General features: G+C 73.1%; 22 protein-coding genes. 11 read left to right on the top strand and 11 right to left on the bottom strand.

What is annotated here, in order from left to right:
• The first annotated feature begins 59 nt into the window (after positions 1 to 59).
• Positions 60 to 1,265: an FAD-dependent monooxygenase gene (locus ACZ6WH_RS15455; RefSeq protein WP_469728759.1), complete on the top strand. Its 1,206-nt coding sequence runs from the start codon at positions 60 to 62 to the stop codon at positions 1,263 to 1,265.
• A 48-nt stretch (positions 1,266 to 1,313) separates the two neighbouring features.
• Here ACZ6WH_RS15455 and ACZ6WH_RS15450 read toward each other — a convergent pair whose 3' ends face one another.
• Together ACZ6WH_RS15450 and ACZ6WH_RS15445 are read right to left on the bottom strand one after the other, a co-directional pair.
• Complete coding sequence (locus ACZ6WH_RS15450; RefSeq protein ID WP_469728758.1) at positions 1,314 to 2,258, bottom strand: NADP-dependent oxidoreductase; 945 nt, start codon at positions 2,256 to 2,258, stop codon at positions 1,314 to 1,316.
• 44 nt (positions 2,259 to 2,302) lie between these two features.
• The gene (locus ACZ6WH_RS15445; RefSeq protein WP_469728757.1) at positions 2,303 to 2,815 is read right to left on the bottom strand and encodes a DUF2165 domain-containing protein; all 513 of its coding nucleotides are present in this window, start codon (positions 2,813 to 2,815) and stop codon (positions 2,303 to 2,305) included.
• A gap of 129 nt (positions 2,816 to 2,944) precedes the next feature.
• Between ACZ6WH_RS15445 and ACZ6WH_RS15440 the strand changes: the two genes are divergently transcribed.
• From ACZ6WH_RS15440 to ACZ6WH_RS15430, 3 genes are all read left to right on the top strand, one after another.
• Positions 2,945 to 3,994 (top strand): phosphatidylinositol-specific phospholipase C domain-containing protein, encoded by a 1,050-nt coding sequence (locus ACZ6WH_RS15440; RefSeq protein ID WP_469728756.1) that lies wholly within the window; start codon positions 2,945 to 2,947, stop codon positions 3,992 to 3,994.
• 118 nt (positions 3,995 to 4,112) lie between these two features.
• Positions 4,113 to 4,646, top strand: coding sequence for a DoxX family protein (locus ACZ6WH_RS15435; RefSeq protein WP_432860901.1), 534 nt, complete (start codon positions 4,113 to 4,115; stop codon positions 4,644 to 4,646).
• Positions 4,647 to 4,665: 19 nt separating this feature from the next.
• Positions 4,666 to 5,169 (top strand): VOC family protein, encoded by a 504-nt coding sequence (locus tag ACZ6WH_RS15430; protein ID WP_469728754.1) that lies wholly within the window; start codon positions 4,666 to 4,668, stop codon positions 5,167 to 5,169.
• 3 nt (positions 5,170 to 5,172) lie between these two features.
• Here the strand turns inward: ACZ6WH_RS15430 and ACZ6WH_RS15425 are convergent, their stop codons facing one another.
• On the bottom strand, positions 5,173 to 5,937 hold the full coding sequence (locus tag ACZ6WH_RS15425; protein WP_469728753.1) for a bestrophin-like domain: 765 nt from the start codon (positions 5,935 to 5,937) through the stop codon (positions 5,173 to 5,175).
• Positions 5,938 to 6,069: 132 nt separating this feature from the next.
• Here ACZ6WH_RS15425 and ACZ6WH_RS15420 point away from each other — a divergent pair, with 132 nt between their 5' ends.
• The 4 genes from ACZ6WH_RS15420 to ACZ6WH_RS15405 all read left to right on the top strand — a co-directional run bounded on the left by ACZ6WH_RS15420 (position 6,070) and on the right by ACZ6WH_RS15405 (position 10,152).
• Positions 6,070 to 6,426, top strand: coding sequence for a hypothetical protein (locus ACZ6WH_RS15420; RefSeq protein ID WP_469728752.1), 357 nt, complete (start codon positions 6,070 to 6,072; stop codon positions 6,424 to 6,426).
• 187 nt (positions 6,427 to 6,613) lie between these two features.
• Positions 6,614 to 7,897 (top strand): cytochrome P450, encoded by a 1,284-nt coding sequence (locus tag ACZ6WH_RS15415; protein WP_469728751.1) that lies wholly within the window; start codon positions 6,614 to 6,616, stop codon positions 7,895 to 7,897.
• Positions 7,898 to 8,043: 146 nt separating this feature from the next.
• Complete coding sequence (locus ACZ6WH_RS15410; RefSeq protein ID WP_469728750.1) at positions 8,044 to 8,997, top strand: LLM class flavin-dependent oxidoreductase; 954 nt, start codon at positions 8,044 to 8,046, stop codon at positions 8,995 to 8,997.
• Positions 8,998 to 9,042: 45 nt separating this feature from the next.
• Positions 9,043 to 10,152: a questin oxidase family protein gene (locus ACZ6WH_RS15405; protein WP_469728749.1), complete on the top strand. Its 1,110-nt coding sequence runs from the start codon at positions 9,043 to 9,045 to the stop codon at positions 10,150 to 10,152.
• Positions 10,153 to 10,185: 33 nt separating this feature from the next.
• Here ACZ6WH_RS15405 and egtD read toward each other — a convergent pair whose 3' ends face one another.
• The 5 genes from egtD to ACZ6WH_RS15380 all read right to left on the bottom strand — a co-directional run bounded on the left by egtD (position 10,186) and on the right by ACZ6WH_RS15380 (position 16,022).
• Positions 10,186 to 11,151: an L-histidine N(alpha)-methyltransferase gene (gene egtD / locus ACZ6WH_RS15400; RefSeq protein WP_469728748.1), complete on the bottom strand. Its 966-nt coding sequence runs from the start codon at positions 11,149 to 11,151 to the stop codon at positions 10,186 to 10,188.
• On the bottom strand, positions 11,148 to 11,909 hold the full coding sequence (gene egtC / locus ACZ6WH_RS15395; protein ID WP_469728747.1) for an ergothioneine biosynthesis protein EgtC: 762 nt from the start codon (positions 11,907 to 11,909) through the stop codon (positions 11,148 to 11,150). The genes egtD and egtC overlap by 4 nt, the downstream gene beginning before the upstream one ends.
• A 61-nt stretch (positions 11,910 to 11,970) precedes the next feature.
• Entirely contained in the window at positions 11,971 to 13,287 is a 1,317-nt protein-coding gene (gene egtB, locus ACZ6WH_RS15390) for an ergothioneine biosynthesis protein EgtB (RefSeq protein ID WP_469728746.1), read from the bottom strand.
• Positions 13,284 to 14,648 (bottom strand): ergothioneine biosynthesis glutamate--cysteine ligase EgtA, encoded by a 1,365-nt coding sequence (gene egtA, locus ACZ6WH_RS15385; RefSeq protein ID WP_469728744.1) that lies wholly within the window; start codon positions 14,646 to 14,648, stop codon positions 13,284 to 13,286. The genes egtB and egtA overlap by 4 nt, the downstream gene beginning before the upstream one ends.
• 162 nt (positions 14,649 to 14,810) lie before the next feature.
• Entirely contained in the window at positions 14,811 to 16,022 is a 1,212-nt protein-coding gene (locus ACZ6WH_RS15380) for a pyridoxal phosphate-dependent aminotransferase (protein WP_469728743.1), read from the bottom strand.
• A 107-nt stretch (positions 16,023 to 16,129) separates the two neighbouring features.
• Here ACZ6WH_RS15380 and ACZ6WH_RS15375 point away from each other — a divergent pair, with 107 nt between their 5' ends.
• Both ACZ6WH_RS15375 and ACZ6WH_RS15370 read left to right on the top strand, forming a co-directional pair.
• Complete coding sequence (locus tag ACZ6WH_RS15375; RefSeq protein WP_469728971.1) at positions 16,130 to 16,828, top strand: winged helix-turn-helix transcriptional regulator; 699 nt, start codon at positions 16,130 to 16,132, stop codon at positions 16,826 to 16,828.
• Positions 16,829 to 16,852: 24 nt separating this feature from the next.
• Positions 16,853 to 17,335 carry a phosphatase domain-containing protein gene (locus ACZ6WH_RS15370; protein ID WP_469728742.1) on the top strand — a complete coding sequence of 161 codons (483 nt, stop codon included), beginning with the start codon at positions 16,853 to 16,855 and terminating at the stop codon, positions 17,333 to 17,335.
• Positions 17,336 to 17,365: 30 nt separating this feature from the next.
• Here the strand turns inward: ACZ6WH_RS15370 and ACZ6WH_RS15365 are convergent, their stop codons facing one another.
• From ACZ6WH_RS15365 to ACZ6WH_RS15355, 3 genes are all read right to left on the bottom strand, one after another.
• Entirely contained in the window at positions 17,366 to 18,274 is a 909-nt protein-coding gene (locus ACZ6WH_RS15365) for an amino acid ABC transporter permease (protein ID WP_469728740.1), read from the bottom strand.
• A complete protein-coding gene (locus ACZ6WH_RS15360) occupies positions 18,261 to 19,238 on the bottom strand; it encodes an ABC transporter substrate-binding protein (RefSeq protein ID WP_469728738.1) in 978 nt (325 codons plus the stop codon). The genes ACZ6WH_RS15365 and ACZ6WH_RS15360 overlap by 14 nt, the downstream gene beginning before the upstream one ends.
• 174 nt (positions 19,239 to 19,412) lie before the next feature.
• Positions 19,413 to 20,006 (bottom strand): helix-turn-helix domain-containing protein, encoded by a 594-nt coding sequence (locus ACZ6WH_RS15355; protein WP_469728736.1) that lies wholly within the window; start codon positions 20,004 to 20,006, stop codon positions 19,413 to 19,415.
• Between the two features lie 105 nt (positions 20,007 to 20,111).
• On the opposite strand from ACZ6WH_RS15355, the gene ACZ6WH_RS15350 reads away from it, so the two are divergent.
• Positions 20,112 to 20,747 carry an SAM-dependent methyltransferase gene (locus ACZ6WH_RS15350; RefSeq protein ID WP_432860925.1) on the top strand — a complete coding sequence of 212 codons (636 nt, stop codon included), beginning with the start codon at positions 20,112 to 20,114 and terminating at the stop codon, positions 20,745 to 20,747.
• Positions 20,748 to 20,836: the final 89 nt, after the last annotated feature.

Here is a 20,836-nt window from a genome sequence, read left to right as displayed (position 1 = left end):
CCGCCGCCGGGGCGTCACGACCCGCGCCCCGGAGACCGGCCGTCCGACCTTGGAGCGTCATGACCCACGCCCTGATCATCGGTGGTGGCATCGCGGGAGCGGTGACCGCGATGGCCCTGCAGAAAGCCGGCATCGAATCGGAGGTCTTCGAGGCGTACGCGAGCGGCGCCGACGACGTCGGGGCCTTTCTCGTCGTCTTCGAGAACGGTCTGGCGGCGCTGCGCGTCATCGACGCCGACGGGCCAGTGATCGAGAACTCCTTCCCGGCCGGCCGGGTGGAGTTCCTCAGCTACACGGGCAAGCGGCTGGGCGAGCGCCCGATGACCGGGGCCGACCGCCAGGACGCCGACGGGACGGAGAGCGCGGCGCCGGACGGATCGGGCCCCCGGACGATGCGCCGCGCCACCCTGTACCGGGTACTGCACGACGAGGCCATCCGCCGCGGCATCGCCGTCCAGCACGGAAAGCGGCTGGTGGCCGCCGAGACGGTGGAGAACGGCCGGATCGTCGCCACCTTCTCCGACGGCACCCGCGCCGAGGGCGACCTGCTCATCGGCGCCGACGGCATCCACTCCGTCACCCGCAAGCTCATCGACCCCGCGGCGGCCCGGCCCCGCTACACCGGCCAGAACACCGTCTGCGGCTACACCCGCGACGCGAAGAACGCGCCCGAGCACGGCACTTACCACATGATCTTCGGCAAGAAGGCGTTCTTCGGCTGCACCCGCGCACCGGACGGCGAGACCTGGTGGTTCGCCAACGCGCCGGGCCCCGAACTCTCCCGGGAGGACCTCGCCGCGTCCACCCCCGACCACTGGCGGCACCGGCTCGCCGGCCTCTTCGACGAGGACAACACCCCGGCCGCCGACATCATCCGGTCCACCGGCGAGACCATCATCGGCTCCAACTCCTACGACATCGCCTCCACCCCGCGCTGGTGGACCGACACCATGGTGATCATCGGGGACGCCGCGCACGCCGCGGCGCCGAACGCCGCCCAGGGCGCGTCCATGGCCATCGAGGACAGCATCGTGCTCGCCAAGTCCCTGCGCGACCAGGCCGGCAACCGCCGCGCCTTCAAGGCGTACGAGGAACTGCGCCGCGAGCGCGTGGAGAAGGTGGTCGCGGCCAGCGCGCACATGGCCCGGCGGACCGCGGTGGGCCCCGTACGCCGCGTCGTCCGCGACACCGTGCTCCCGCACCGCGCCCGCCGCAGCGAGGCCGGCGCCGCCGACTGGCTCACGTCGTACCGGATCGAGTGGTGACCGGAGCCCCGCCCGTCCGGCGCGGCGAGCGGGGCCCCTGACGGTAGGTCAGGAGAAGTCGATCACCGGGCGTCCGCGCACGCCGCCGGCCTCCAGCAGCCGGTGTGCGTCGGCCGCCCGCTCGGCGGGGAAGACCTCCGCGACGCGCAGCGTGAGGACGCCCTCCTCGGCCTGGCGGCGCAGCCGGTCCAGGCGCTCGGTGTCCGTGGCGGCGTCCGAGACCAGCACGGGACGTACCTCGATGTCCCGCTCCGTGCCGCCCGACCAGCCGCGGAACACCGTCAGCCGGCCCCCGTCGGCGACGGCGCCGAACAGCGCCTCGCCCTGCAACGACCCGTCCACGAGCCCCGGCACACCGTCCGGCACCAGCTTCCGGATGCGCTGTGCCACCTCGTCGCCGCGCGGCACGACCTCGTCGGCGCCCAGCTCACGCACCAGCTTCTCGTCGGCCGGCTTGGCGTCGGCGATCACCCGCAGCCCGTCGGCCTTCGCCAGCTGGATCGCGTACCCGCCGAGGGCGCCCGCCGCGCCGGTCACGGCGAGCGTGTCACCGGGTGAGAGCGCCAGCTCGTCGAGGGCGAGCCGGGCGGTCAGCGCGTTCATCAGGAGGGTGGAAGCGGCGGTGAGGTCCGTACCCTCCGGCGCCGGCACCACCGAGGCGGCGGGCACCACGATCTTGTCCGCGTACGTGCCGCCGTGCGGCCCGGTGGGCACCACCAGGGCCACCACCCGCTGCCCCACGGTGAGCCGGCCGTCGCCGTCCGGGCCGAGCAGGTCGACCACCCCGGCCGCGTCCATGCCCGGCACGTAGGGCGGCTCGCGGTCCGTGAGCCGCTGCGCGTGCGCGCCGGACCGCAGCAGCGTGTCCGTGGGGTTCACCGCCACGGCGTGCACCCGGATGCGCACCTCGCCGGGGCCGGGCTGCGGCTCCGGCACGTCCAGGGCCCGAAGCGCGTCGGGCCCGCCGAATTCTTCCACTCCGATAACTCGCATACGGGCGGCAACCGGAGTGGAGGTGCGGCTATTCCACGGGGGCTTCAGGAGCCGGTGGGTTTACGCCCGCCGCCCGGCGAGGTGGACTGCACGAACAGCAGGGCAACGCCCGCGAGGAGTACGTTCCGCGTCGCGGCCTCCAGCCCGTTCCAGTCCTTGGACTGCCACATCGCGAACCACTCGCCGCCGATGGCGAGGAAGCCGGCGCCGAAGAGCAGTACGACCATCAGCAGCCCGAGAGTGCTGAGCCGACGGGCCCGCTCACGGCGCATCGCCCACAACACGGTGGCCAGCACCAGCACGGCGGCGGCGGCCGTCTCCCACGCGATGATCGCGAGGTAGGCGGCGTTCTGGAGCCGGGGCGAGGTGATGGCCCGCCACATGAGGTCGGGGTCCTCGAAGGTCGTGTCCATCGCGAGGACGTGCTGGACGAACGCCTGGTTGGTGCCGAAGTCGGTGATGTTACCGAAGGCGACGAGCGCCATGTACAGCGCGACCGTGCCCGTGAGAATGCCGGCGGCGAGGGTGGGCGCCGCCGCTGCTCTTCTGCCGACCATGGCGCCATCGTAGACGGCCGTGGAACGCCTGGGAACGGGGCGACGGACGTCCGTTCGAGGCGTCCCCCGTGTCCCCCAAGTCCCGTACGCTGCCGCCTGATCGACTGACCAACGAGAAAGCAGGGGCACATGGGCGCACATCGGCGTACGGGGACGATGGTGGCGGGTGTGGCGGGAGCGGCACTGGTGGCGGCCGCGGTGGTCTGGCCGGCCGCCACCGGTACCGCGGAGGCGGCGAACACGACGTACGACACGACCACGGCGGTGGGCGTGCACAACGCGTACGAGAAGGACAAGTACCCCTACTTCGCGGACGCGCTCGACTCCGGCGCCGGCCTGCTGGAGCTGGACGTGTGGACCAACGGGCTGGGGAAGTCCTGGCGGGTCTCGCACGGCAACCCGCTCGGCAACGACAACAACTGCGAGAACGCCAGGACGCCGGCGGAGCTGCGCACCAAGTCCCGCGATCAGGACCTCGGCGGCTGCCTCGCCGACCTCCGGGCCTGGCACGACGCGCACCCCGGCCACCGTCCCGTGCTGCTCAAGATGGAGCTGAAGGACGGCTTCAACGACAAGGGCGGCCGGGGGCCCGACGAGTTCGACACGCTGGTGCGCGAGAAGCTGGGGGACGCCGCCTTCGGGCCCGGCGACCTGATCGGGGACCACGCGACGCTGGACGAGGCGGTACGGGCCGACGGCTGGCCGGAGCGGTCGGCGCTCGCCGGCAAGTTCCTGATCGAGCTGATACCCGGCACGGTCGAGGAGGGGAATCCGGCCGACAAGCTCTGGACCGACCGGGAGTACGCCACCCACCTGCGCACCCTGGCCGGTCAGGGGAAGCTGGCCTCCGCCACCGCCTTCCCCGCGGTGCACGGCGCCGAGAGCGGCGACCCGCGCTCCCGCTACACCGACGCCGCGCTGCGCCCCTGGTTCGTGGTCTTCGACGGGGACGCCTCGGCCTACACCGGCGGCATCGACACCGCCTGGTACGACACCCGCCACTACCTCGTGATCATGACGGACGCGCACAAGGTGGCCCCGGAGATCGACGGAACCAAGCCCACCGAGCAGCAGGCCAAGGACCGGGTGGCGCTGCTGGCCAAGGCGCACGCCAGCGTGCTGACCGCCGACTGGTACCCGCTGCCGGGCGTGCTCGGCACGGTGACGCCGCGTGGCTGAGATGTGACGGAAGGGCGCCGCGGCGGCCGGTCGTGTGTTGTACAGGTTTCAAGCACTGTGTATGGTCGGAGTGTGGCTTGAAGTTTCAAGTACTTCCGATCCGACAGGGAGAGCCCGTATGACGTCCCCCGCCGCGACCGCCGCCCGAACCGGTGCGTCCACGCCTTCGCCCGCCCACGACCTGGGCCTGCTGGTGCTCCGGCTCGCCGTCGGCCTCACCATGGCGGCGCACGGCTCGCAGAAGCTCTTCGCCTGGTTCGGAGGGCCGGGGCTGGACGGCACCGGCCAGTTCTTCACCATGAGCGGCTACCCCTCCGGCAAGGCCATGGCCGTGGTCGCCGGGCTCAGCGAGACCCTCGGCGGCCTGGGCCTCGCCCTCGGCCTGCTCACCCCGCTCGCCGGCGCCGCCGTCCTCGGCACGATGGTCAACGCGCTCGCCGTGAAGTGGGGCGGCGGCTTCTTCGCCCCGAAGGGCGTCGAGTACGAGCTGCTGCTGACCGCGGCCGCCGCCGCGCTCACCCTCACCGGCCCCGGCCGCTGGGCCGTCGACCGGCTGCTGCCCGGCCTGCGCCGCGACCGCGCCGCCTACGGCTTCGCCGCCGTCGCCCTCGGCCTGATCGTGGCCTTCGTCGTCCTGCTGCTGCGCAAGTGACCCGACAGGGAGGTTCCCCATGTCCGTACGCCGCCTGAACCACGCGGTCCTCTACGTGCGCGAGCTGGCGCGCTCCGTCGCGTTCTACACCGACGTCCTCGGCTTCACCGTGGACACCGAGATTCCGGGACGCGCCGCCTTCCTGCGGGCGCACGACACCCGGAACGACCACGACCTCGGCCTCTTCGCCCTCGGCGACGGCGCCCCGGGCCCCGAGTCCGGCCGCGCGGGCCTGTACCACCTGGCCTGGGAGGTCGGCACGCTCGGCGAGCTGGCGGGGACCGCCGAGCGGCTGCGGGCCGCCGGCGCGCTCGTCGGCGCCAGCGACCACCTCGTCTCCAAGTCCCTGTACGCCAAGGACCCGGACGGCATCGAGTTCGAGGTGATGTGGCGGGTGCCGCGCGAGGACTGGCCGGGCCCGGAGGACGGCGGCGGCCGCGTCCTCCCGCTCGACCTGGACGAGGCGCTGCGCCGCTGGGGCCCCGATCTGGCGACCGGGGCCGCCGCGGGCTCCGCCACCTGAGGGTCAGCCCCCGGAAGAGGGCAGCAGATCCTTCAGGGGCTGGATCGCGTCGGCGCTGCGCAGCCACGGATCGTCGAAGTCCCACACCAGGAACAGCAGGAAGGCGATCAGGGCGGTGAACACCCCCGCCATCAGGAGCTCCCGCCCCGACCGCCGGATCTGCAGCGTGAACATCAGGCCGACCGTGACCACGGCGCCGGCGAGCAGCCCGAACCACACCACGAGCGGCAGGGTCGGCCCGGCGCCCAGGCCCCGGGCCGACCGTGCGCCGTCCGCCACCGCCACCTGGTCCACCAGCGGCTGGTAGGTCTGGTTCTCGAAGTCGTTGCGCGGGTGGTAGTCGGACACGCTGGCGCGCACCTTCAGCATCAGCGCGTCCCCGCGGGGCGTCAGCTCGCCCTTCTCGGCCATCACCGGCCATTCCTTGTGCACCACGTACGAGGCGTAGGCCTGCACGTCGGACCTGATCCGGTCGCGCGCCGGCTCCGGATACGCCCGGGCCCGCGCGCTCACCTCGTGCAGCGCCTGCGCCTCCGTGCGCACCGTGTCCTCCGCGGCGCTGCGCGACTCCCACACCCCCGCGATGGCCAGGCCCAGCACGATCGCGTAGACCACGCCGACCATCATCGTCATGTACTCCATGACGTCCGGCGTCTCGGTCGGGTCGTCCTCCTCCTCGTCGATGCGCCGCTGGTTCAGCACGGTGACGAGCACGACCACACCGCACGTCGCGGCGATGGCGATGGCCAGCACGAGCCAGTCCGACATCAAAAACCTCCAAGGGAACAAAAGCGGTGACGGGCCCGTGATCAGGAGCGGCGGCCGCCGGAGCCCGACGAGCCGCGGGGGTGCAGCGCGGCGGCGGCGAGCACGGCCGGAGCGGTGAGCAGGAGCATGTTGGTGACCAGCGAGCCGCCGTTCGCGGGCGGTCTGGTGCTGACGGCGTACGACCGCGGGGTCAGGGACGGCGAGGGCTTCGGCGCCGCGGTCGTCGGCGAAGGCCTGGGCGGGGCCGGCCGGGGTGGTGCGGGTTTCGGCGGCGCGGCCTTCGGGGGCGGCGGCGCGGGCGGCGTGGTGGCCGGCGGGGGCGGCGCAGGCTCCCGCGGTACGGGTCTCGGCGGGGGTGGCGCGGGCTTCGGTGGCGGCGGCTTCGGCGCGGGCGGCCGGGGCGTCGGCGAGGTACAGGGCCAGTGCCAGCCGTCGGGCAGCCCGGGTACCCCGGTCGGCGGCGTCACCGGCGGCTTCGTCCCGGCGTAGGAACAGTTGTCGCCGTGCGCTGCCGCCGCCGGCGCCCAGCCCACCCCTGCCACGAACGCGGCGACGGCCAGGGCCAGTCCCGCACGATGCGATCCGTACACGCCAGGAGATTGCGCAGCCCGCGGCTCCTCAAGCCTGCCGGGCGGGGGATTCCCCTGATAGTGCGAATTACCCTACGGTCGGGTGCGTGACGGCTGCAGAGGTGTTCACGCCCGCTACCTACGCCACCGGCGTTCCCTACGAACTCTTCCGTGAACTGCGCCTGACCAGCCCGGTCTGCTGGATCGAGGAGCCCGGGACGGGCGGCTGGCCGGCCGGGCCCGGCTACTGGGCGGTGCTCCGGCACGCGGACGTGAAGCACGTGCTGCGTACCCCGGACGTGTTCTCCTCGTACGCGGGTGCGACGCAGATCCGGGACCCCGACAGCGCCCGGGACCTCGCCTTCGTCCGGGCGATGATGCTGAACCAGGACCCGCCGGACCACTCCCGCATCCGCAAGGTCGTCGCCGCGGCCTTCACGCCGCGCGCCGTACGGGAGTTGGAGGCGGTCATCGACGCCCGGGCGGCGCAGCTCGTGGGACAGGTCGCCGAGGCGGGCGAGGCGGACTTCGTCGAGGTCGCGGCCGACCTGCCGGTGTGGACGCTGGCGCACGTCATGGGCGTGCCGGACGAGGACCGGCGGCTGCTGTTCGACTGGTCGAGCCGCGTCATCGGCTACCAGGACAGCGAGTACGCCGCGCTGAGCACCGCGGACCCCGCGACGCTCAGCCCGATGGGGCGCGCGGCGCTCCGGTACCGGCCCGGGACCGCGGTACGCCCCGACGGGCGGCCGGTCAACCCGCGCTCCCGCGAGGCGCTCGCCGACATGTTCGCCTACGCGCACGCGCTCTCCGCGCACCCGCGCCCCGGCACGGTGATGGCCCATATGCGGGAGGGCGGCCTGACGCGCGAGGAGTTCGAGAACATGTTCTTCCTCTTCGCGGTGGCCGGGAACGAAACGCTGCGCAACGGCATTCCGGGCGGGCTCTGCACACTGCTGCGCCATCGGGACCAGTTCGAACGGCTGCAGAGGGAGCGGGAGTTGATTCCCGCCGCCGTCGAGGAGATGCTGCGCTACTGGCCGCCGGTGATGAACTTCCGGCGCACCGCCGTACGGGACGTGGAGCTGGGCGGGCAGCACATCAGGGCCGGCGAGAAGGTCGTGGTCTACCACGCCTCCGCCAACCGCGACGAGACCGCCTTCGCCGACCCCGACCGCTTCGATGTCGCCCGCCGCCCCAACGACCACGTCAGCTTCGGCTTCGGCCCGCACTTCTGCCTCGGGTCGCATCTCGCCCGGGTCCAGATGCGGGCCGTGTTGACGCACGTACTGGACCGGCTGCCCGGCCTCGACATCGCCGGACCGCCGGTCCGGCTGGTCTCCAACTTCCAGAACGGACTCAAGCACCTGCCGGTACGGGTTGCCCGGTAACACCCGCCCGGCCGATTTGACGTCGACGTGACAAACCCCGCGGAGAGCTGACACGGGAAACATTGACGCCGACTCCCGGACACCCGAGGCTATTTGTCGGTAATTCCGTGCTGCGCGCGCCGGCCTCCGGGAAGGACAGAACGACGATGAGGATCGGGCTCCTTTTCGATCTGCGTAATCCGGCGCAATGGGAACGGCCGTGGGCCGACCATTACGCGCGGACGCTGGAATTCTGCGAGGAGGCCGACCGGCTCGGTATCGGCGGGCTGTGGTTCACCGAGCACCACCGCTTCGAGGACGGCTATCTGCCGCAGCCGCTCACCTTCGCCGCCGCGGCCGCGGCGCGGACCCGGCAGGCCCGGATCGGCACCTCGGTCGTCATTCCGGCGCTGCGCCATCCCGCCCTGCTGGCGGAGGAAGCGGCGGTCGTCGACCTGATCAGCGGGGGCCGCCTGGAGCTGGGTATCGGCGCCGGTTACCGGGTCCCGGAATTCCAGCTCTTCGACGTCCCGTACGAGCGTCGCGTCACGCGGGCCGGGGAGGCCGTCGCGGAGGTGCGCCGGCTGTGGCGCGAACGGACGGTGACGCCGCTGCCGCTCCAGGCGGACGTGCCGGTGTGGGGCGGGTTCTACGGGCCGCGCGGCGCGCGAATGGCGGGCCGGCTCGGCATGGGACACCTGCACGTCTCCCGCTCCCTGTTCGCGGAGTACACGGCCGGGCTCGAAGAGGGCGGCCACGACGCCGGCACGGCGCGCGTCGGCGGCCTGGTGCCCATCGTGCTGGCGGACGACCCCGAGGCCGCCTGGGTGCGGATCGCGCCGCACCTGGCCCACCAGAAGAACACCTACCGGCGGGGCTGGTCCGAGGGCAGCGACCGGCCGGAGCTGCCGTGGCTGGAGCCGGACCCCGAAGCGCCCGAACTCCGTGAATTCCTCCGGGTCCTGACGCCGGAACAGGCAGCGGCGGAAATCCGGGCGATGACGCGGGACCTGCCCGTGGCACACCTCATCTTCTGGGCGAGCATCGCCGGAATGCCGGACGACCTGGTGGTACGCAACATGGAGCTCTTCACCGGGGAAATCGTTCCGCTGTTCTCCTGACCGCACCCGAAAACCACCGACACCCGAGACGAAGCGGAGAGCACCGTGGTCACCTATTTCGACGCCGTGAATGAAGCGCTGGAACGCCTGGACGACCTGGGATTCGAGCGCGGCGACCGCAACGAACTGGTCAATCACGGCCCGATGGCGGCGGAGGTGCTGGCCACCCTCGGCCACGGCGCGGAAATCGGCAACTGGGTCGAGGTCTACCGGGCCAAACCCCATCACGACCGGCCCGCGCCCCGTTTCCCGCTGGACGCGTCGGACGAAGGCTCCTGGCGCGCCGCGCTCGGGGACTTCACCCGCGCCGGGGACTGGGAGCAGTTGTTCGCCCGGGAACTGGCCGGTGCCCCGTGGCGCGACGTACTCGTCCAGTGGTGGCCGCGGCTCATCTCCGGCCTGCTGGCAGGCATCACGCACGGCGCGATCCGCACGGCCCACGCCGTACGGAGCCTGTCCGGCACCCCGAAGCCCGGCCCCGCGCAGCTCACCGAACTCGCGCGCGGGCTGGCCTACTGGGCGGCCCGGTACCGCGGCCTTCCGGGGAGCGCCGACTTCCGGGGCACGGCCGGCCTGGCGCAGGCCGTCGCGGACCTCCCCCGTGAGCTGATGGCGGACTCCCTGCACCCGCCGGAGGCGCGGGTCGTCTCACGGGAGCGGCTCCACCGGATCGACGCGATCCCCGGATACGCCGAGGCGCTGCGGGCGGTCGCCCCGAAGGACCCGCAAGCGCTGCTGAGCGACATGACCGCGGAATTCGCCGGGCTCTACCTCGTCCACACCGAGATCTACCCCATCCCGCTGCTGCACGGCGTGACGCTGCCGGCCGCCGTCCGCTTCGTCCTGCCGCACCTGCCGGGCGACATGCATCTGCCGACGGTGGCGGCCGTGTGGCAGCTCCACGTGGCGCTGCTGCTCTCCTTCACCGGTGGGCGGCGGGGCGAGGCCACCGCCCGTGAGAGCGCGCTGCGGGCCGAGGTCCCGCCGTTCGCCGAGCTGACCGCCCGCGCCGTGGAGCACAAGGACGAGCACGTCATCAAGTTCACCGAGGCGTGCCTGCGGGAGAACGGCCTGCGCCCCGACCCCCGCTACGCCGCCGCCGTCCAGGCCGCCCAGCAGCGCATCCCGGTCCCGGAGCTCGGGCTCATCCCGTAAGGCCCGCGACCGGCCGCCTTGCTCCGTACGGCGCTACCGGCTCCGTACGGCGAGGGACAGCGCGAAGCGGTCCGCCTCGTCCGTCCACCACTCCCGGAGTTCCATCCCGGCCGCCTTCAGCTCCGTGCGCACGCCCTCCTCGCGGAACTTCGTCGAGACCTCCGTACGCACCTCCTCGCCCGCGTCGAAGTGCACCGCGAGGTCCAGCGCCGGGATCTTCACGGTCTGTTCCTTCAGGGACCGCAGCCGCATCTCGATCCACTCGCGCTCGGCGTTCCACACCGCCCGGTGCGCGAACTGCGTCAGGTCGAAGTCGGCGGCGAGCTCGCGGTTGACGACGGCGAGGACGTTCTTGTTGAACTCCGCCGTGACGCCCTGGCTGTCGTCGTAGGCGGCCACCAGCGTCGCCTCGTCCTTGACCAGGTCCGTGCCGAGCAGCAGCGCGTCACCGGGCGCCAGCAGGTCGCGTACGGAGCGCAGGAAGCCGGCCCGCTCGGCGGGGAGCAGGTTGCCGATCGTGCCGCCGAGGAACGCCAGCAGCCGGGGGCCGGGGGTTTCGGGCAGCCCCAGGCCGTGCTGGAAGTCGGCCACGAGGCCGTGCACGGTGAGTCCGGGGCGCTCGGCGAGCAGCGTCTCGCCGGCGGCGGCCAGCGCGCTCTCGCTCACGTCGACGGGGACGTAGGTGTGCAGCTCGGTGAGCGCGTCCAGCAGGACCCGCGTCTTCTCCGAGGAGCCGGAGCCCAGCTCGATGAGGGTGCGGGCGCCGGTGGCGGCGGCGACGTCCGCGGCGCGGGCGACCAGGATCTCCCGCTCGGCGCGGGTCGGGTAGTACTCGGGCAGTGCGGTGATGTCCTCGAAGAGGTCGCTGCCCCGGGCGTCGTAGAACCACTTGGGCGGCAGTGTCTTCGGGCTGCCCGTCAGGCCGTGGGCGACGTCGGTGCGGAGGGCGGCGGCTGTGGCGTCGAGGGGCAGCGTGCGGGTGACGGCAAGGGGACTCACGCGGCGGGCTCCTTGAGCGGGGTGAGCAGGACATCGCTGGCGTTGGCGGTCAGCAGGGTGCGGTCGGGGACCTCGGTCCAGTCGTCCGTGTCGTCGGAGGGTTCGGAGGCGATCAGCATGCCGGGCGCGGCGCCCGGGAGGGCGCGGTGGAAGAGCGTGTCGCCCCAGGTCGTGGCGGTGACCGTGGCGCCGTCGGTGAGCAGCAGGTTCAGCCGGGAGCCGGGCGCGGCGGCGGCCACCTCGGTGACCGTCTCCGACAGCGCCTCGGACGCGTCGGCGCCCTGCTCCAGGCGGTGCTTCACCAGCGCCCAGAGAAACGCGGCGTCGCAGCGCGCCTCCAGGCCGAGCAGCGCTTCGGAGGGCAGTGCGGCAGCGAGCGGTCCCAGCGAGCCGGGCCAGCCGCTGACCGCGCCGTTGTGGCTGAACAGCCAGGGCCCGCCGGCGAACGGTGCTGCGGCGGCCTCGCCGTCCGGGCAGGCGAGCGTGGCGTCCCGTACGGCGGCGAGCACGGCGCCGCTGCGAACGACCCGGGCGAGGTCGGGCAGGCCGGCGTCGGCCCAGATCGGCCCGGCGCGGCGGTACCGGGCCGGTACGGGGTCGCCCGGGGCGTACCAGCCGATGCCGAAGCCGTCCGCGTTGACCGTGCCGTACTGCTGCCGGCGCGGCGCCCAGGACTGCCGGTACAGGCTGTGCTCGGGCGCGGTGAGAACGTCGCCGAGCGGCACCTCGGGACCGACGTAGGCGAGATGGCGGCACATCAGGTGGGCCCCCTCCGCGCTATGAGGGCGGCGCGCGTCACCGCCTCTGGAGCCCGCACTCTCACGCCTCCTCCGGGCCGGCGTCGCGGGCGGTGCGGAAGCCGGCGAAGATCTGCCGCCGGACGGGGTGGTCCCAGTTGCGGAACGTGCCGCGGCAGGCCACCGGGTCCACCGCGAACGACCCGCCGCGCAGCACCTTGTACGCGCCGCCGAAGAACACCTCGGAGTACTCGGGGTACGGGAACGCCTGGAAGCCGGGGTAGGGCAGGAAGTCGCCCGAGGTCCACTCCCACACGTCCCCGATGAGCTGCCGGACACCCAGCGGTGACTCGCCCTCGGGGTAGCTGCCGACCGGCGCCGGCCGCAGGTGGCGCTGGCCGAGGTTGGCGTGCTCGGGGCCCGGGTCCTCGTTGCCCCACGGGTAGCGGCGGCTGCGTCCGGTACGCGGGTCCCAACGGGCGGCCTTCTCCCACTCGGCCTCCGAGGGCAGCCGCCGCCCGGCCCAGCGCGCGTAGGCGTCGGCCTCGTACCAGCTCACATGCAGAACCGGTTCTTCAGGAGCGACCGGCTCGGTGACGCCGAAGGAACGGCGGACCCACTCGCCGCCCTCGTGCCGCCAGAACAGCGGCGCCTTGAGGTTGTTCTCGCACACCATCCGCCAGCCTTCGGGGGCCCACCAGCGCTGCTCCCGATAGCCGCCGTCCTCGACGAACCGGAGATACGCGGCGTTGCTCACCGGCATCGTGTCGAGGTGGAAGGCGGGCAGCAGGCGGTGGTGCGCGGGGCGTTCGTTGTCCAGCGCCCACGGCTCGCTGGAGGTGCCCATCGTGAAGTGTCCGGCGGGCACCAGCACTTCGGCCTCCGTCACGCCGCCGGAGGTGTCCGGCGGCGGGGGAGCGGTGAGGGCAGCGGGGCCCCGCCGGAGCTGGTGGGTGATGAGCATCGTCTCGTCGTGCTGCTGCTCGTGCTGCGCGACCATGCCGAACGCGAAGGCCTGCTCCACCAGCCGGTCGCCGCGCAGCGGGGTCTTCCCCAGCACGTCCAGCACCCGGCCGCGCACCTCGGCGACGTAGCTGTGCGCCTCGGCGGGGGCCAGCAGCGGCAGCGAGGGCCGCTCGGCCCGGGGGTGCTCGAACGCGTCGTACACCGAGTCGATCTCCGGGCGCAGCGCTTCGAGGCCGCCCACCGCCCGCATCAGCCACTGCTCCTCCTGGTTGCCTATGTGGGCGAGGTCCCACACCAGGGGCGACATCAGGGGCGAGTGCTGGGCGGTCAGGTCGGGCTCGTCGACACAGGTGGTCAGCGTCTGCGTACGGGCGCGCGCGGCGAGCAGTGCCGACGCCGCGCGGTCCCGGAGCGTTTCGGGATCGTGGATCACTGGCTGTCCTTCCCTGGGATGCGCTCGACGGTGCGTGCGTACTCCGCGGCGAGCGCCGCTTCCTGCGCGTCTGCGGCGCGCCGGGCCGCCGCGCTCTCGGTGTCCGGCGCGGCGTACTCGGGCGCCGCGTACGCCGCGTCCAGTACGTCGTCGGCCGGGCAGCGGCCGTGCGCCACGTAGCGCTCGGTGAACTCCTCCACGGCGGCGAGGACGTCCGGCCCGGCACCGAGCCGGGGCAGCGCCTCACGGGCAGCGGCGAAGCAGGTCGTCGCGGCGGCGGCCAGCTCCGGATCGGTCAGCGCGTGCCGCGCCGCACGCCGCCAGAGGGGGTTGCGCGGCGCGGGGCGCTCGCCGGCGGTCTCGGCGAGCGGCTTGACCGCGCGGTACGCGGTCTCGGCGGCCTCGGGGTCGTCGAACAGGGCCGTGGTCACGGCCAGCGGCACGATCCAGCCGTCGCCCGGCTGCGCGTCGATCATGCGGAGTTCGAGGTGGCCCCGCGGCCGGACCGGGGGAAAGAGCGTGGTGACGTGGTAGTCGAAGTCCTCCTGGGTGGGCGCCCTGGGGACGCCCGTGCGCACCCAGTCGCGGAAGGTCAGGCCTTCGGGGGCGTCCCAGGGGCCGCCCGGGGTGCGCAGGCACATGACGGGCGCGTCGAGGACGTACGCGGTCCAGGCGGCGCGCGGATCGGAGCCGTCGGCGGGCGCGAGAGTGCGGGCCGGGTCGAGCTGCGACCACACGGCCTGGCGGGTGGAGCGGTAGCCGGTCGGGCACCCTTCGCTGGTGGGTGAGTTGGCGAAGGCCGCGGTGAGCACGGCGCCGAGGAGGTGGGCCAGCCGCCAGCGCCGCCCGTGGCCGAGCGGGCCGGGCTCTTCGTGGCCGGCGTCGAGGCAGACCTGTACGGATGCGGTGCCGCACATCATGGACCGCCCGGCCGGTCCCCAGCGGTCGAAGTACGCCTCCATGGCGTCGTACCGGGGCTCGTCGAGGATGCGGTGCGGCGGGTGCCAGGGATTGTGGCCGTGGCCGGCCAGGCTCAGGCCCATGGCGCGCAGCGCCGTGCGGACCAGCGCCAGGTCGGCGGAGACGGCGGTGATGCACTCGGTGAGGGAGGCGGCGGGAAGCGAGCTGAGCTCCAGCTGCCCGCCCGGCTCGAAGGTGAGGGCGGAGTGCAGGGGAAGCGCGTGCAGGGCGGTCATCGCGCTGCGTACGCGCTCGCGGGGCAGGGGACATCGGGGGTTGCGGGAGTCGTGGACGAGATATTCGATCTCGACCCCGATGCGCCGCGGTGGTCCGGTCTTGAAACATATGCCGTGCAGGTGCGCCGCCAGTTCCTGTTCCGTGACCGCGTGGTGTGCGGGCATGGACCTCACTCCCTCCGTGGCCGGACGACCGGACGCAGGCCTCCCACCTAAGCGGGTGCGAGCGGCGCACTCAAGGGCGCATCAGCGCCCAGGGAGCGCGAGCCGCGCACGGCCCGCCTGCGGTCGCGCCGGTGTACGACGGCGCGCCCGCACGGGAGTCTCTCACTGCCGGTACCCCGCCAGGAAGCGTCCGATGCGGCTGATGGCGGCGTCGAGGTCGTCGGCGTACGGGAGTGTCAGGATACGGAAGTGGTCGTGGTGCGGCCAGTTGAACCCGGTGCCCTGCACCACCTGGATCTTTTCGCGAAGCAGCAGGTCGAGGACGAATTTCTCGTCGTCGTGGATCTTGTGCACGGCCGGGTCCAGGCGCGGGAAGGCATAGAGCGCGCCCTTGGGCTTCACGCACGACACACCGGGGATTTCGTTCAGCCGCTCCCAGGCCCGGTCGCGCTGCTCGCGGAGCCGGCCGCCGGGCAGCACCAGCTCGTTGATCGACTGGCGGCCGCCGAGCGCCGCCTGAATGGCGTACTGCGCCGGGGCGTTCGGGCACAGCCGCATCGAGGCCAGCGTGCCCAGCCCCTCCAGGTAGTCGGCGGCGTGCTGCTTGGGGCCGGTGACCATCAGCCAGCCGGAGCGGAAACCGGCCACGCGGTACGCCTTGGAGAGCCCGCTGAAGGTGAGGCACACCAGGTCGGGGGCGAGCGCCGCGGCGTTGTGGTGCACCTCGTCGTCGTACAGGATCCGGTCGTAGATCTCGTCGGCGAAGACCATCAGGCCGTGCCGCCGGGCCAGGTCGAGCATGCCCTCCAGCAGCTCGCGCGGGTAGACGGCGCCGGTCGGGTTGTTCGGGTTGATGATGACCAGCGCCCGCGTCCGGTCGGTGATCTTCGCGGCCATGTCGTCCAGGTCCGGCAGCCAGTCGGCGGACTCGTCGCACAGGTAGTGCACCGGCCTGCCGCCCGCGAGCGAGGTCACCGCGGTCCACAGCGGGAAGTCCGGGGCCGGGATCAGCACCTCGTCGCCGTCGTCCAGCAGCGCCTGGACCGCCATCGAGACCAGCTCCGAGACGCCGTTGCCCAGGTAGATGTCGTCCACGCCGACCTCGGTGAGGCCGAGCGACTGGTAGTGCTGGGCGACGGCCCGGCGCGCCGGGAGGATGCCGCGGGACTCCGTGTAGCCGTGCGCGCGGGACAGGTTGCGCAGCACGTCCTGCAGGATCTCCTCGGGCGCCTCGAAGCCGAACAGTGCGGGGTTGCCGGTGTTCAGCCGCAGCACACTGTGCCCGGCCTCCTCCAGTGCGTCGGCGTGCTCGATCACCGGCCCGCGGATCTCGTAGCAGACGTCGGCCATTTTGTTCGACTGCTTGAACTCCATGCGGCGGCCTCCCGGTCCCTCGCTCGCCGCGGTGCGGCGCGTCTGTGGCATTACTTGGTTTTACCAAGCTGCGACTTGGAAAGTCCAACTTCTTGTCTATGCTGGGGATCATGCCGCGCCGAAGTTATGACCAGTACTGCTCCGTCGCCCGCGCCCTGGACTCCGTGGGCGACCGCTGGACCCTGCTGATCGTCCGGGAGCTGCTGGCCGGGGCCCGGCGCTACACCGACCTGCACGCCGACCTGCCGGGCGTCAGCACGGACATGCTCGCGGGGCGCCTGAAGGACATGGAGCGCGACGGGCTGGCCGCCCGCCGCAGACTCGACCCGCCCGCCGCCGCCTTCGTGTACGAACTCACCGACCGCGGCCGGGCCCTCCTGCCCGTCCTCACCGCACTGGCCGACTGGGGCGCGCCCGAGCTCGGCGCGCCGCGGCCGACCGACGCGGTGCGTGCGCATTGGTTCGCCGTACCGCTCATGCCCCGGCTGGCCCGGTACTTCGCCGACCGGCGGGCGGAGGACGGGCCCGTACGGGTCGTGGAGGTGCGGCTGGACGAGGGGACGTTTCACGTCACGCTGGACGAGGAGGCGGCCGCACAGGGGCGCGTGACGGACGTCTACGGCTACGCGGACGGGCCGGCCCCCGCGCCCGACGCCGTCCTGGAGCTGGACACGGCGGCCTGCGCCGAGGTGATCTACGATCGGCTGTCACTCGCCCAGGGCGTCGGCACCGGCCGCATCCGGGTGACGGCCAGCGGCGAGCCGGCCGGCGTCACCGCGGCGCCCGCGAGCACGGCGGCGGGATGACACATGGGGAAGACGGGATGACACGTGGGTAAGGCGCCCCTGGCGGTCTTCGACCTGGACAACACGCTGGCGGGCACGGCGCACCGGCAGCATTTCCTGGAGCAGCGGCCGCGCGACTGGGAGGGCTTCTTCGCCGCGGCACCGGACGACCCGCCGCTGCCCGAGGGCATCGCGCTGGTCCTGGAGAGCGCCGCCGAGTGCGAGATCGTGTACCTCACCGGGCGGCCCGAGAAGTGCCGCGCCGACACGTTGGAGTGGCTGGCCCGGCACGGCCTCCCCGAGGGCCGCGTCCGGATGCGCCCCTCCGGTGACCGCCGCCCGGCCCGCCACACCAAGCTGGAGCTGCTGCGCAAGCTCGCCCGGGGCCGCGAGGTGCGGGTGGTCGTGGACGACGACGAACTGGTCTGCAATGCCGTCGAGGCCGCCGGCTTCCGGGTCGTACGCGCCGACTGGGCCACCCGCTCGGCCGCCCTGAAGGACGCCCAGGAGCGCGAGGGCCGCACCTGAGAGGCCCCGCGACCCGGATGCGGGCCGGATTCAGCGACGGAGCGTGAGCACGTGCGCCCTGAGCTTCTGCCACGGGGTGGCCGGGAGCCGGTGCGACGAGCCGCGCGCGTAGTGGCGCTCCAGGTAGAACTGGCCTACGGAGAGGACCGAGGTCAGGATCAGGTACCAGGCGGCGGCGAGGAAGAGCATCTCCACCGGGGCGCCGGAGAGCTGCCCGATGTCCTGCGCGTACCGCAGCAGTTCGTAGTACTGCACCGCCGCCACCAGTGAGGTCGTCTTCAGCATGGTGATGACCTCGTTGCCCGTGGGCGGCACGATGACGCGCATCGCCTGCGGGATCACGACGCGGCGCAGGGTCTTGCCGTGGCGCATGCCCAGGGCGTGGGCGGCCTCCGTCTGTCCCTCGTCGACCGCGAGCAGGCCCGCGCGGCAGATCTCGGCCATGTAGGCGGCCTCGTTGAGCCCGAGCCCCAGAAGTGCCGTCAGGAAGGGGGTCATGAAGCCGGCCCACTCGCCGCTGTACAGCGGGCCGAGCCGCACGTACTCGAAGACCAGCCCCAGGTTGAACCAGACCATCAGTTGGACCAGCACCGGAGTGCCGCGGAAGAACCAGATGTAGAACCACGCGAGCGACGCGGTCACCGGGTTCCTGGACAGCCGCATCACCGCGAGCGTGATGCCGCCGGCGGTGCCGATCGCCATGGACAGGACGGTCAGCAGCAGGGTCTGCCCCACGCCTTCGAGGATGCGCGGGTCGAAGAAGTAACCGGGGACCGCGCCCCAGTTGATCCTGCCCCGCGCGAAGGCGGCGACGAGCGCGACGAACGCCGCGACGGCGAGCACGGCGACGGCGTAGCGGCCCCAGTGGCGCACCGGAACCGCCGTGACGGCCGCCGGGCCGCCGGCCGGCGCGGTGTCCGGCCGGTCAGGAACCGCCATTGATCTCGGCCCTGGGCAGCGCGCCGTCGGTGACGCCCCACTTCTTGAGGATCTTCATGTACTCGCCGCTGTCCATGACCGCGTCCATGGCGGACTTGAGCGCGTCCCGCAGCCGGGTGTTGCCCTTGGCGACGGCGATGCCGTACGGGGCCGCCTGCACCTGCTCGCCGACGAGCCGGAAGTCGCGGCCGCCGCCGGAAGTGCGCGCCGCGTACTCGGCGACCGGGTAGTCGGAGATGCCGACGTCGCCGCCGCCGGCCCGCAGCCGGGTCTGGGCCTGCTGGTCGTTGTCGAAGGACTCGATGGCGACCGTGTCCTTCCCCGCCGCGGCGCACTCCTGGGACAGGGCCCTGGCCAGGTCCTCGGAGACGGAGCCGCGCTGCAGGACGGCCTTCTTGCCGCAGAGGCCGTCCCAGCTCTTCGGGGCGCCGCGGGCGCCCTTCCTGACGTACATCGACACACCGGCACTGAAGTAGTCGACGAAGTCCACGCCCTCGCCCACCTTCTTGCCGGTGGCCGGATCGATGCCGTTCTGCCGGTTCTCGGTGTCCGTGAACGCCGACATGGCGATGTCGTAGCGCTTGGCGCGCAGCCCGGTCAGCAGCGTGTCGAAGGTGCCGATGCGGAACCGGAACTCCACGCCCAGCTGCCGGCCCATGGCCGCGGCCAGGTCGGGATCGAGGCCGACGGCCCTGCCCTTCTCGTCCTTGAACTCCACCGGCGGGTAGGCGATGTCGGAGCCGACTTCGAGGTACCCCTTGTCGCGGATGTTCTGCGGCAGTTCGGCGGCGAGCGGGGCGGCCGAACCGGTGCCTTCCCGCTCGCCCGCGTCACCGCCCCCGCCGCCGCACGCCGTCAGCAGCAGCGCTCCGGCGGCCAGTGCTGCCACGCTCGTCGCCGCCCGCCGTGCCAGGGGCGTCCGGAGCCCGTCCGGGGCCGTACGGAGGGTGCTGTTCGCCGTCATGGTCGGACACCTCCGGCAGCGCGGGCCGACGCGGGTGCGGCAGGTCCTCGCACGCCGCGACCCGGTCGTGCGCGGACCGGCCTGCTGCGCATTATGGGCGCGGCGCCGACGGCCCTCCAGACGCCTTGCGGCCATGTCCGCGCGGTACGGGGCCGGGAGCGCGCGGCGGCCCGCTCAGGGGGCGTCGGCGGGCCCGTTGCGGGTGCGTATGCGCTCGCCCTGGGGGCCGTACAGGTGCAGCAGCTCCACCGGGTCCGGGCCCGCGTTCTCGAAGCCGTGCGGTGTGCGGGTGTCGAACTCGGCCGCCTCGCCCGCCCCGAGCAACAGGTCGTGCTCGGCCAGGGCCAGGCGCAGCGTGCCGGAGAGCACGTAGAGCCAGCCGTAGCCCTCGTGGGCGCGTTGCGCGGGCCGCCCGGCGCCGGGCCGTCCTGCGGGCAGGATCCGCTTGTACGCGCGCAGCCCGCCGAGCCGGCCGGTGAGCGGCACGAAGACGTGGCCGTCCCGGGTGACGGGGCTCGGGTGGACGCGCGGATCGCCGGTGGACGGCGCGCCGACCAGCTCGTGCAGCCGTACGCCGTACTCCCTGGCCAGCGGCAGCAGCAACTCCAGAGTGGGCTTGCGCTGCCCGGACTCCAGGCGCGAGAGGGTGCTGGGCGAGACGCCGGTGCGCTCGCTCAGCGCGGCGAGGGTGGTGTCCCGTTCGCGGCGCAGCGCCCGTAGGCGGGGCCCCACGGCGGCCAGGACGCGTGCGAGGTCGTGGTCCGGCATACGGCTATTTGCTGCCTCGGCAAGAAACTTTGTCAAGCGGTGCCGGGCGCCGGACGATCGGCAGCGGTGAGTGACACACCGGCACGATGACGGAGGAATGCGCAGATGACCGACATGCAGATCTCGGACGAGGAGTTCTGGGACGCCCGGTACGGCGAGAGCGAGCGGATCTGGAGCGGCGAGCCCAACGCCGCGCTGGTCCGTGAGGTGGCCGGGCTGACGCCGGGCCGGGCCCTGGACGTGGGCTGCGGCGAGGGCGGTGACGCGATCTGGCTGGCCCGGCAGGGCTGGCAGGTCACGGCGGTCGACGTCTCCGGCGTCGCCCTGGACCGCGCGGCCGGGCACGCGGCCACCGCCGGCGTCGCGGACCGGGTCGACTGGCAGCGCCACACCCTGGGCGAGACCTTCCCCGAGGGCAGCTACGACCTGGTCTCCTCCCACTTCCTGCACACCTACGGCCCGCTGCCGCGGGCGGAGGTACTGCGGACCGCCGCCGGCGCGGTGGCGCCCGGCGGGACGCTCCTCGTGGTCGGTCACTCCGGCATGCCCCCGTGGGAGACCGACGCGCATCCGGACGTGCACCTGCCCGGCCCCGAAGAGGTGCTCGCGGACCTCCGGCTGGCCGAGGGGGAGTGGGAGGTGCTCGTCTGCGCGGAGCACGAGCGCGTCCAGACCGCCCCGGACGGGCAGCCGGCCGTCCGCACCGACAACACGGTCAAGGCGCGGCGCCTGAAGGGCTGACCGGCCCGGTACGCCACTCACGGGGCGGGCGGCCCGCCCGCCCCGATTGCCTCCCCGACACCTGTTCCCTCAGCCATACCGACCGCTTA

Source organism: Streptomyces sp. NPDC050806, assembly GCF_055586425.1.
Note: the sequence above shows the minus strand (reverse complement) of the source record. Positions and strands in the feature narration are given on the sequence as shown.

What these genes read in the sequence shown, in the direction of transcription:
- ACZ6WH_RS15365 (WP_469728740.1), bottom strand. Translation starts at nt 18,274, where the DNA reads ATGGCGGTTCCTGACCGGCCGGACACCGCGCCGGCCGGCGGCCCGGCG.
- ACZ6WH_RS15380 (WP_469728743.1), bottom strand. Translation starts at nt 16,022, where the DNA reads ATGGAGTTCAAGCAGTCGAACAAAATGGCCGACGTCTGCTACGAGATC.
- ACZ6WH_RS15355 (WP_469728736.1), bottom strand. Translation starts at nt 20,006, where the DNA reads ATGCCGGACCACGACCTCGCACGCGTCCTGGCCGCCGTGGGGCCCCGC.
- ACZ6WH_RS15425 (WP_469728753.1), bottom strand. Translation starts at nt 5,937, where the DNA reads ATGTCGGACTGGCTCGTGCTGGCCATCGCCATCGCCGCGACGTGCGGT.
- ACZ6WH_RS15455 (WP_469728759.1), top strand. Translation starts at nt 60, where the DNA reads ATGACCCACGCCCTGATCATCGGTGGTGGCATCGCGGGAGCGGTGACC.
- ACZ6WH_RS15430 (WP_469728754.1), top strand. Translation starts at nt 4,666, where the DNA reads ATGTCCGTACGCCGCCTGAACCACGCGGTCCTCTACGTGCGCGAGCTG.
- ACZ6WH_RS15450 (WP_469728758.1), bottom strand. Translation starts at nt 2,258, where the DNA reads ATGCGAGTTATCGGAGTGGAAGAATTCGGCGGGCCCGACGCGCTTCGG.
- ACZ6WH_RS15350 (WP_432860925.1), top strand. Translation starts at nt 20,112, where the DNA reads ATGACCGACATGCAGATCTCGGACGAGGAGTTCTGGGACGCCCGGTAC.
- ACZ6WH_RS15445 (WP_469728757.1), bottom strand. Translation starts at nt 2,815, where the DNA reads ATGGTCGGCAGAAGAGCAGCGGCGGCGCCCACCCTCGCCGCCGGCATT.
- ACZ6WH_RS15435 (WP_432860901.1), top strand. Translation starts at nt 4,113, where the DNA reads ATGACGTCCCCCGCCGCGACCGCCGCCCGAACCGGTGCGTCCACGCCT.
- egtA (WP_469728744.1), bottom strand. Translation starts at nt 14,648, where the DNA reads ATGCCCGCACACCACGCGGTCACGGAACAGGAACTGGCGGCGCACCTG.
- egtC (WP_469728747.1), bottom strand. Translation starts at nt 11,909, where the DNA reads ATGTGCCGCCATCTCGCCTACGTCGGTCCCGAGGTGCCGCTCGGCGAC.
- ACZ6WH_RS15360 (WP_469728738.1), bottom strand. Translation starts at nt 19,238, where the DNA reads ATGACGGCGAACAGCACCCTCCGTACGGCCCCGGACGGGCTCCGGACG.
- ACZ6WH_RS15410 (WP_469728750.1), top strand. Translation starts at nt 8,044, where the DNA reads ATGAGGATCGGGCTCCTTTTCGATCTGCGTAATCCGGCGCAATGGGAA.
- ACZ6WH_RS15440 (WP_469728756.1), top strand. Translation starts at nt 2,945, where the DNA reads ATGGGCGCACATCGGCGTACGGGGACGATGGTGGCGGGTGTGGCGGGA.